Raw genomic sequence first — 9509 nt, 5'->3', positions numbered from 1 at the left:
AATTGCCACGCTGGTTGGATTTTAATTGCCAAAGTGGTTGATTTTTTAATTGCCAAACACAGTTAAGGCTTCTGAAAGAAAGGCCGATAGAAAAGATTCAATAACGAAGACTATAAATAAGTTTAAAAATATGGCTAAGGACACCATTAGCAAAGATAAAGTTAAAAATAAACATAAGGAGCAAAGCTTATGATAACTAATCTAAAAACATTTGAAAATAAGAATTTTGGGAAACTCACTGTTATTGAAAAAGATGGTGAGTTTTTCTTTATAGCAAATGAAGTAGCAACTATGCTAGGATATGTCAATCCCAGAAAAGCTATTTATGACCATGTAGACGAAGAAGATAAGGGTGTAACGAAATGGAACACCCCTGGAGGAATACAGAATATTTCAATAATTAACGAATCAGGATTGTATTCACTTATCCTCTCATCAAAACTACCACAAGCAAAAATATTCAAAGCTTGGGTAACTAGAGAAGTCTTACCAAGTATTAGAAAAAATGGAGGATATATAGTAGGGCAAGAAAAGAAAACTAATGAAGAGTTACTTGCAGATGCAATTCTGGTAGCCAATAGAATTATTGCCGAAAGAGAAGAAGAGATTGAAGAATTAAGACCAAAGGCAGACTATTATGACAAATTAGTAGATTATAACCTACTTACAAACTTTAGAAATACTGCCAAGGAGTTAGGAATACCACAAAATCAGTTTATAAGTTTTCTAATGGATAAGGGATTAATTTACAGAGATAAGAAAAAGAAACTCTTACCTTATGCAGATAAGAACAAGGGATATTTTGAAGTAAAAGAATGGGTTGATCCACTAGGTACACTTGTAGGAATACAAACATTAATAACACCAAAAGGAAGGCACTACCTACTAATTTTATTAGATAGCGAAGGTTTCTACGATGAATAAGGTATTAGAAGCCATTCTTTCTGATATTAAAAACTTAATTAAAATAGACAACCCAAAGAAATTTATATTATCAAACATTCCCTATCTATCATTCTTCTACATTGGAAATATCTTTTCTAAGCACATCAATTCTTATGTAGGAGGAGATATTATTGATAAAATAATGGTGGGAATTTCTGATATAGGAACTTTATCTTATATACCAAGCCTTAATCCAAGGGACTTGTTAGTAGGTATTTCAGTTGCTGGTCTTGTTAAGTTAATTGTTTACAGCAAAGGTAAAAACAAAAAGAAATATAGGCAAGGCAAGGAATATGGATCTGCAAGATGGGGAGAAAGTAAGGATATTGCTCCATATATTGACCCTAAGTTTGAAAACAATGTTCTCATAACTAATACCGAAAGACTAACAATGAACTCAAGACCTAAAAACCCTAAATATGCCAGAAATAAAAATGTATTAGTAATAGGTGGTTCTGGATCAGGTAAAACGAGATTTTATGTAAAGCCAAATCTAATGCAAATGCATTCTTCCTATGTAGTAACAGACCCTAAAGGCACACTTGTGTTAGAATGTGGAAAAATGCTTTATGAAAATGGTTACGACATAAAGATATTAAACACAATAAACTTTAAAAAATCTATGAAATACAATCCCTTTGCATATTTGAGAAGTGAAAAAGATATTTTAAAGCTTGTCCAAACCATAATTGCTAACACCAAGGGAGATGGAGAAAAGGCAGGAGAAGATTTTTGGGTAAAGGCTGAAAAGTTATATTACACTGCTCTTATTGGGTATATTTATTATGAAGCACCTGAAGAAGAAAAGAATTTTAAAACACTCTTAGATATGATTGACGCAAGTGAGGTTAGAGAAGATGACGAAACCTATATGAACCCAATTGATAGGCTTTTTGAAGCTCTTGAAAAGAAAGATCCAAGTCATTTTGCAGTTAAGCAATACAAGAAATATAAGCTGGCAGCAGGAGTAATAGAATTAAGGAGAACACTTAATCACTATTTTAGTGAAATATGTACTTCTTAATTCTTTTTTTATTGAAAAATTAAGAGAAAGGGGGTAAAAATGAGGAATTTTGAAAAGATAACAGCACTCTATGAGAGATTAAGTCGTGATGATGAACTGCAAGGAGAGAGTAACTCTATCATCAATCAGAAAAAAATATTGGAAGAATACGCAAGCAAAAATAATTTGTCAAACATCATTCACTTTACAGATGATGGAATCAGTGGAACGCAGTTTGACAGACCGGGATTTATGGCAATGATGAACGGAGTCAATCAAGGAAATATTGGTTGTATCATTGTAAAAGATATGAGCAGACTTGGCAGAGATTATCTCAAAGTCGGTCAATGTATGGAGATACTAAGACAAAAGGGCGTAAGACTAATCGCTATCAATGACAATGTAGATAGTTTTTACAGAGAAGATGATTTTACCCCTTTTAGAAATATCATGAACGAATGGTATGCAAGAGATACATCAAGAAAAATCCAATCGACTTTCAGGTCAAAAGGCGAAAGTGGGAAACATACTGCAAGTACACCGCCTTATGGCTATATCAAAGATGAAAAAGATAAAAACAAGTGGATAGTAGATGAAAAAGCAGCAGAGATAGTAAGGCGAATATTTAACCTGACCATGCAAGGAAATGGTCCGTATCGAATAGCAAAGATATTGGAGAGTGAAAAAGTAGATATACCAGCCTATCATCAACAGAAATTAGGCTATGGACTATATCAAAGCAAAAACTTTGAACATCCCTATCGTTGGTGCAGCTCAACCATAGCAAGCATTTTAAAGAAACAGGAATACTTGGGACATACAGTCAATTTCAAAACAAGAAAACACTTCAAGGACAAGAAAAGCAAATATGTATCCGGGGATAACTGGCTTATTTTTGAAAATACACACGAGCCAATTATAGATCAAGAAACCTTTGACAATGTGCAAAGGATAAGAGGAAATGTAAAAAGGTATCCTGACGGTTGGGGAGAATATCACCCACTCACAGGACTGATGTATTGTGCAGATTGTGGAAGTAAAATGTATGTTCATAGAACAAGCAATTACAAAAATATACCCTATTACACTTGCAGTGCCTATACTAAAACACCTTGTGGCATGCTTTGTCCATCAGCACACAGAATAAAAGCGGAAGTAGTCTTAAATTTAATACAAGACACACTAAAAGATATTAAAAAATACCTTGATGAAGATAATGAAGCCTTTATCTGTTCCATTCAAAATGAAATGGAAGAAAAAGAAAAAATAGAGATAGAAAAGAAAAAGGTAAGATTAACGGAAAGCCAAAACAGACTTAGGGAACTCGAACGACTTATGTGCAGAATTTACGAAGATATGATCCTTAACAAAATACCAAATAGCAGATATGAGATACTAAACAATCAATATGAAACAGAGCAGATAACTTTAAGCAAAGAGATCAAAGATTTAGAGCAGCAGGTATCAAGATATGAAAAAGAAACAGACAGAGCAAGAAAATTTATATCTCTTATCAGTCGTTATGAAAACTTTGATGAACTTACAACTACAATGATAAATGAGTTTGTAGAAAAGATTATCGTACATGAAAGAGATAGAAAAGGAAGTCAGACATCAAAGCAAAAGATAGAAATTTACTTTAATTTCATAGGTAATTACGAACTACCACAGGCGGAGTTAAGCGAAGAAAAAAAACAAAAACTTGAGGAAGAAGAAAGAAAAATCGAAGAAAGAAAAGACAAGCTACATCAAAATTACCTAAAGCGTAAAGCGAGTGGAAAACAGAAAGAGTATGAAGATAAATATAAGGCAAGAAGAGAACAGAAGAAACAGGAGAAAATAAAGGTTTTGAAAAGAGTGGGGATACCGGTGAGTGAGTATATAAAAACAAATATTTAAATCTATCTTGAAAAATATTGAATTTTAATTTATAATTAAATATAGATTCAGTATTGGAATAGAAAGAGGTGTGCTATGGCACAAGTATTAAAAGAAGAAGTTAGAAATAGAATACTCGAAGCAGCAGAAAAAGTATTTTATAAAAAGGATTATAGAGGTGCCAAATTAACAGAAATTGCAAAAGAAGCAGATATTCCTGTGGCACTAATTTATACCTATTTCAAAAATAAGGCAGTTTTGTTTGATGCAGTAGTAAGTTCTGTTTATATAAACTTCGAGTCAGCTTTTAATGAGGAAGAATCTTTGGAAAAAGGTTCTGCTTCTGAAAGGTTTGATGAAGTTGGAGAAAATTATATTCATGAACTTTTAAAAGATCGTAAGAAGTTAATTATTTTAATGGATAAAAGCTCAGGTACAAAGCATACAGAAGCAAAACAAAAACTCATATCGCAAATGCAGGTTCATATTGAAGTAAGTTTAAAAAGACAATCGAAACAGGAATATGATCCAATGCTTGCCCATATTTTAGCCAGTAACTTTACAGAGGGACTTCTTGAAATAGCAAGGCATTATCAAAGTGAAAAGTGGGCAAAAGATATGCTAAAACTTATTGCAAAGTGTTATTACAAGGGAGTGGAATCATTGTAAGTTGATTTGATATTTAAATGCGATAAATTTAAATTTTTGGAGGAGATATTTTGAAGATATATAAAGATAAAGAAGAACTGAAATCTGAGATAAATAAAAGTTTTGAAAAGTATATTTCTGAATTTGATATTATTCCTGAATCTCTCAAAGATAAGAGAGTCCCTGAAGTTGACAGAACACCAGCAGAAAATCTTGCTTATCAACTCGGATGGACAACATTAGTTTTGAAATGGGAAAAAGATGAGAAAAACGGTTTTGAAGTAAAGACACCGTCGGATATGTTTAAATGGAATCAACTTGGAGAATTATATCAGTGGTTTACCGATACTTATGCTCATTTATCGATAGAAGAATTAAAGAAACGATTGAAAGAAAATATTATATCTATCTATACAATGATTGATACACTAAGTGAAGAAGAATTATTTCAACCGCATATGAGAAAATGGGCTGATGAAGCTACTAAAACAGCGACATGGGAAGTTTATAAGTTTATTCATGTTAATACGGTTGCCCCTTTTGGAACGTTTAGAACTAAGATTAGAAAATGGAAAAAGATTGTGCTATAATTTTTGATTTGCTGATACAGTAATTTAAAAAAATATAGTGATCGGATAAAATAGACTTTGCGTAATCAGCAAAGTCTTACTTTAAACCTTAATACTGAATTAAAATTCAATATTATTCAATTTTGAAAGGAGAGTTGTTCATGCCGGAAAAAGAATTAAGGAAAAAAGTGATTGGGAAAAATAGTTTATCCAATTCACTTCTTGCTTTAAAAATAGTATTTGATTTGATACCACAAATCTTACTTGTATATTTGATTAGTTCTTTAATCACAAACAATATTAACGAAGGTAATTTAAAGTATATATTCTTGGGAATCTTTATATCGTTTGTATTAAAAGGAGTGTTTTATTATTTTGCAACAAAGGTTGCCCATGAGAAAGCATACGAAAAATTAACAGAACTTAGGTTAGATATTATCGGTCATCTGAAAAAACTAAGTTTGGGATTCTTTAAAGAACATAATACAGGAGAGCTTACCAACATTGTTCAACATGATGTAGAGCAAGTGGAAGTATACCTTGCCCATGGTCTTCCTGAAATAATGGCAGTTACACTTCTGCCTACCATTATTTTTGTAGCTATGATTTTTGTTGATTGGCGTCTTGCTCTTGGAATGATTGCTGGAGTTCCACTCATGTATTTGGTAAAAGTTCTTTCACAGAAAACAATGGATAAAAACTTTGCTATTTACTTTAACCATGAAAATAAGATGAGAGAAGAGCTAATGGAATATGTAAAAAATATTTCTGTGATTAAGGCTTTTGCTAAAGAAGAGGAGATTAGTGAAAGAACATTAAAAACGGCAAGAGAATATATTTACTGGGTTAAAAAGAGCATGGGAGCAATTACAATTCCAATGGGACTCATTGACATATTTATGGAAATTGGAGTAGTTATTGTCATGATTTTGGGAAGTATATTTCTTTACTATGGAAATATTACAACCCCTAATTTTATACTTGCCATTATTTTATCGTCTGCTTTTACTGCATCTATAAGTAAGACGGCTACATTGCAACATTTTTCTATTGTGTTTAAGGAAGCACTAAAGGCGATTGGAAAAGTTTTAACAGTTCCGCTTCCAAAGAAAAAGACAGAACAAGGTTTAGAATTTGGAAATATAGAATTTAAAGATGTGAATTTTGCATACGGAAAAGATAGCTTTGAGCTTAAAAATATCAATTTGAATTTTAAGAAAAATAGTTTGAACGCCTTTGTAGGAGCAAGTGGTTGTGGGAAAAGTACTGTATCTAATTTGCTTATGGGATTTTGGGATGCAGATGAAGGACAAATACTGATAAATGGAAAAGATATAAAAGAATATAGTCAAGAAAATATCTCAATGCTGATTGGTAGTGTGCAACAAGAAGTTATCCTTTTTGATTTAAGTATTTTTGAAAATATAGCAATTGGAAAACTAAATGCAACAAAAGAAGAAGTCATAGAAGCTGCTAAAAAAGCAAGATGCCATGATTTTATTTCAGCATTGCCAAATGGATATGAAACACGAGTAGGTGAAATGGGAGTTAAGTTATCTGGTGGAGAAAAACAAAGAATCTCCATAGCAAGAATGATACTGAAAAATGCACCGATTTTAATATTAGATGAAGCAATGGCAGCTGTTGATAGTGAAAATGAAAGACTAATCGGCGAAGCAATTGACGATTTAAGCAAGGATAAAACCATTATTACAATTGCTCATCATCTAAACACAATTAGAGATTCAGACCAAATTATAGTTATGGATAAGGGTGTTGTTCTTGATGCAGGAAGCCATGAAGAGTTGATGAAAAGATGTGAGTTCTATAAGGATATGGTTGAAGCACAGAACAAGGTAGATAGATGGAATTTGAAAGAGGTGGTAACAGAAAATGTTTAGAGAAATGTTAAAGCTGCTTACAAAAACCGGCAAGAGAGATTTGATTATATCAAGTGTATTCTTTGCCCTTTATGGACTAAGCTCCATAGCCATGATTGTTATCGTATTTTCTATACTGTTTCAGATATTTGATGGGACGAGTTTAGCAAGTTTATATAAAGGTTTTATTGCAATTGGGTTACTTGTAGTATTCAAAGGCATTTGTAATATGGTTGCAGATATGAAAAAGCATAGTGCAGGTTTTGATATTGTTCAGCAAATCAGAGAACGCATGATTATTAAATTGAAAAAATTCAGTTTGGGATTTTATACCAATGAAAGACTGGGAGAGATCAATACAATTTTACACAAAGATGTTGATAATATGTCTCTTGTTGTAGGACACATGTGGTCGAGAATGTTTGGCGATTTTTTGATAGGTGCAGTCGTATTTATCGGTCTTGCAAGTATTGATTTCAAACTTGCTATTCTAATGGCTGTATCTGTTCCGATTGCACTTGTCTTTCTATATCTGACAATTAAGCAATCTGAAAGAATAGAGAATCAGAATAATTCAGCACTTCTTGATATGGTTAGCTTATTTGTTGAATATGTTAGAGGAATACCTGTACTAAAGAGTTTTTCAAACAATAAAAGCTTGGATAATGAGCTTATGAACAAGACAAAAAAGTTTGGAGAAACAAGCAAAGTAGCTTCAAGATTCAAGGCAAAACAGCTATCTATATTTGGGTTTTTACTGGATATTGGATATTTAGTTCTTTTAATTGCAGGAGCAATACTTGTTATAAAGGGAAGTCTTGATGTACTTAATTTTATTATCTTTGCAGTAATTTCAAAAGAGTTTTATAAGCCGTTCGCTTCTATGGAACAACACTATATGAACTATGTTTCGGCGGTAGATAGTTACGAAAGACTTTCAAGAATTTTATATGCAGATGTAATCCCGGATAAAGTGAATGGAATTGTTCCGATGGATAATGATATAGCTTTTGAAAACATAGATTTTTCCTATGAAAAAGATGAATTTAAAATGGAAAAATTGAGCTTTTCTATTGCTGAAAAAACTATGACAGCCTTAGTTGGAGAATCAGGTAGTGGAAAGACTACTATAACCAACTTGCTTTTAAGATTTTATGATGTGCATAAAGGAAAAATTACCCTCGGAGGAACTGATATAAGGGATATTCCTTATGATGAGCTTTTAGATCGTATTAGTATTGTCATGCAAAATGTTCAGTTGTTTGATAATACCATTGAAGAAAACATCAAGGTAGGTAAAAAAGGAGCAACGAAAGAAGAAATCATTGAAGCTGCAAAGAAAGCGAGGATACATGATTTCATTATGAGTTTACCAAAAGGTTATGAAACTGATATTGGAGAAAATGGTGGGATTTTATCAGGTGGACAGAGACAAAGAATATCTATTGCAAGAGCTTTTCTAAAGGATGCACCTATTTTAATTCTTGATGAAATGACAAGTAATGTTGATCCTGTAAATGAATCTTTGATACAAGATGCTATTACAGAACTTGCAAAGAATAGAACTGTACTTGTAGTGGCTCATCATTTAAAAACCATTCAAAAAGCTGACCAAATTCTCGTATTTCAAAAAGGAAATTTACTTGAAAAAGGAAAGCATGGGGAACTTCTTGAGAAAGATGGTTACTACACAAAATTATGGAAAGCTCAGTACGAGGTATAATCATGATTTTGTTAAAAAATGTTTCTTATGAATGGGAAGATGGGCGAACTGCTTTAAAAAATATCAATCTTGAAATTAAAAAAGGTGAATTCGTTTTAATTTCAGGGAAAAGTGGAAGTGGGGATAATGCTATAATGATGATAGTACAATAAATCCAAGTAAAATCAATGGTTAAAGGCTTCCACAAAACTTTTAAACTTGATGATGGATTGAGACTATCATCTTTTTTTATACTCAAAATTATCTAAAAGTATAGCATAAAATGAAATCTCTGTATAGAGAAGAAGGAGGGACTTTATGGCAGAAATTATAACCATAGCCAATCGAAAAGGCGGTGTTGGAAAAACAACTACAACTCTAAACCTTGCCTATTCACTAAAAGAACTGGGAAAAAAAGTATTGGTGATTGACCTTGATCCGCAAGCCAATCTTACAAGATGCTTTGGATTAGAAAATGCTGATGATAATATAAAAACAATTGGACATTTATTAATGGCGGAATTGGAAGAAGAGAGATATTTACTAAAAGAATATATTACAGTGTATGATGATATAAATATTATCCCCTCTAGCATTTATTTGTCAGTTGCTGAGGCACAAATGAGAATGGAAACTGGAAGTGAAAGGATATTATCGGACATCACTGAACTTTTACAAGAGCAATATGACTATATTCTTGTAGACACTTCGCCATCACTTAATATCTTAACTATAAACGCCCTTTGTACAGCAGATAGTGTACTTATTGTAGCAGATACTCAAATTTTTGCTATTGTAGGAATTAGTGAACTTTTAAAAACCGGTGGATTTTAGAATGAACTTAGCCACTCAATTGTGAAAAAAAAAGACGCCATGTAAATTTC

The 9509-nt window shown here is 32.3% G+C and carries 8 protein-coding genes and 2 pseudogenes; all 10 read left to right on the top strand.

What is annotated here, in order from left to right; genetic code table 11:
- Positions 1 to 70 precede the first annotated feature (70 nt).
- Positions 71 to 193: pseudogene (locus D3H64_RS08655) on the top strand (PcfB family protein); the annotation flags it as partial.
- Positions 190 to 924, top strand: a complete 735-nt coding sequence (locus D3H64_RS08650; RefSeq protein ID WP_070607660.1) for a BRO family protein — start codon at positions 190 to 192, stop codon at positions 922 to 924. The pseudogene D3H64_RS08655 and the gene D3H64_RS08650, both read left to right, overlap by 4 nt.
- A pseudogene (locus D3H64_RS08645) lies at positions 917 to 1912 on the top strand (type IV secretory system conjugative DNA transfer family protein); the annotation flags it as partial. The gene D3H64_RS08650 and the pseudogene D3H64_RS08645, both read left to right, overlap by 8 nt.
- Before the next feature lie 96 nt (positions 1913 to 2008).
- A complete protein-coding gene (locus D3H64_RS08640; protein ID WP_121565841.1) occupies positions 2009 to 3847 on the top strand; it encodes a recombinase family protein in 1839 nt (612 codons plus the stop codon).
- A gap of 75 nt (positions 3848 to 3922) precedes the next feature.
- On the top strand, positions 3923 to 4495 hold the full coding sequence (locus D3H64_RS08635; protein WP_000079884.1) for a TetR/AcrR family transcriptional regulator: 573 nt from the start codon (positions 3923 to 3925) through the stop codon (positions 4493 to 4495).
- A 50-nt stretch (positions 4496 to 4545) separates the two neighbouring features.
- Complete coding sequence (locus D3H64_RS08630; protein ID WP_000708365.1) at positions 4546 to 5064, top strand: ClbS/DfsB family four-helix bundle protein; 519 nt, start codon at positions 4546 to 4548, stop codon at positions 5062 to 5064.
- A gap of 140 nt (positions 5065 to 5204) precedes the next feature.
- A complete protein-coding gene (locus D3H64_RS08625) occupies positions 5205 to 6944 on the top strand; it encodes an ABC transporter ATP-binding protein (RefSeq protein ID WP_001114256.1) in 1740 nt (579 codons plus the stop codon).
- Positions 6937 to 8646 (top strand): ABC transporter ATP-binding protein, encoded by a 1710-nt coding sequence (locus D3H64_RS08620; RefSeq protein WP_000488162.1) that lies wholly within the window; start codon positions 6937 to 6939, stop codon positions 8644 to 8646. Before D3H64_RS08625 ends, D3H64_RS08620 begins: the two co-directional genes overlap by 8 nt.
- A gap of 2 nt (positions 8647 to 8648) precedes the next feature.
- Positions 8649 to 8798: a hypothetical protein gene (locus D3H64_RS10350; protein ID WP_199700160.1), complete on the top strand. Its 150-nt coding sequence runs from the start codon at positions 8649 to 8651 to the stop codon at positions 8796 to 8798.
- A 145-nt stretch (positions 8799 to 8943) separates the two neighbouring features.
- Complete coding sequence (locus tag D3H64_RS08610) at positions 8944 to 9459, top strand: ParA family protein (protein ID WP_199700159.1); 516 nt, start codon at positions 8944 to 8946, stop codon at positions 9457 to 9459.
- The last annotated feature ends 50 nt before the right edge of the window (positions 9460 to 9509 follow it).

It is taken from the genome of Atopobacter sp. AH10 (genome assembly GCF_003664595.1).
Lineage (GTDB): Bacteria > Bacillota > Bacilli > Lactobacillales > Aerococcaceae > Atopobacter.
This window is presented reverse-complemented; position numbering and strand designations above follow the sequence as displayed.

Excerpts from the sequence above, each read along its gene's own strand:
- D3H64_RS08650 (WP_070607660.1), top strand. The coding sequence starts at position 190 with ATGATAACTAATCTAAAAACATTTGAAAATAAGAATTTTGGGAAACTC.
- D3H64_RS08640 (WP_121565841.1), top strand. The coding sequence starts at position 2,009 with ATGAGGAATTTTGAAAAGATAACAGCACTCTATGAGAGATTAAGTCGT.
- D3H64_RS08635 (WP_000079884.1), top strand. The coding sequence starts at position 3,923 with ATGGCACAAGTATTAAAAGAAGAAGTTAGAAATAGAATACTCGAAGCA.
- D3H64_RS08625 (WP_001114256.1), top strand. The coding sequence starts at position 5,205 with ATGCCGGAAAAAGAATTAAGGAAAAAAGTGATTGGGAAAAATAGTTTA.
- D3H64_RS08620 (WP_000488162.1), top strand. The coding sequence starts at position 6,937 with ATGTTTAGAGAAATGTTAAAGCTGCTTACAAAAACCGGCAAGAGAGAT.
- D3H64_RS10350 (WP_199700160.1), top strand. The coding sequence starts at position 8,649 with ATGATTTTGTTAAAAAATGTTTCTTATGAATGGGAAGATGGGCGAACT.
- D3H64_RS08610 (WP_199700159.1), top strand. The coding sequence starts at position 8,944 with ATGGCAGAAATTATAACCATAGCCAATCGAAAAGGCGGTGTTGGAAAA.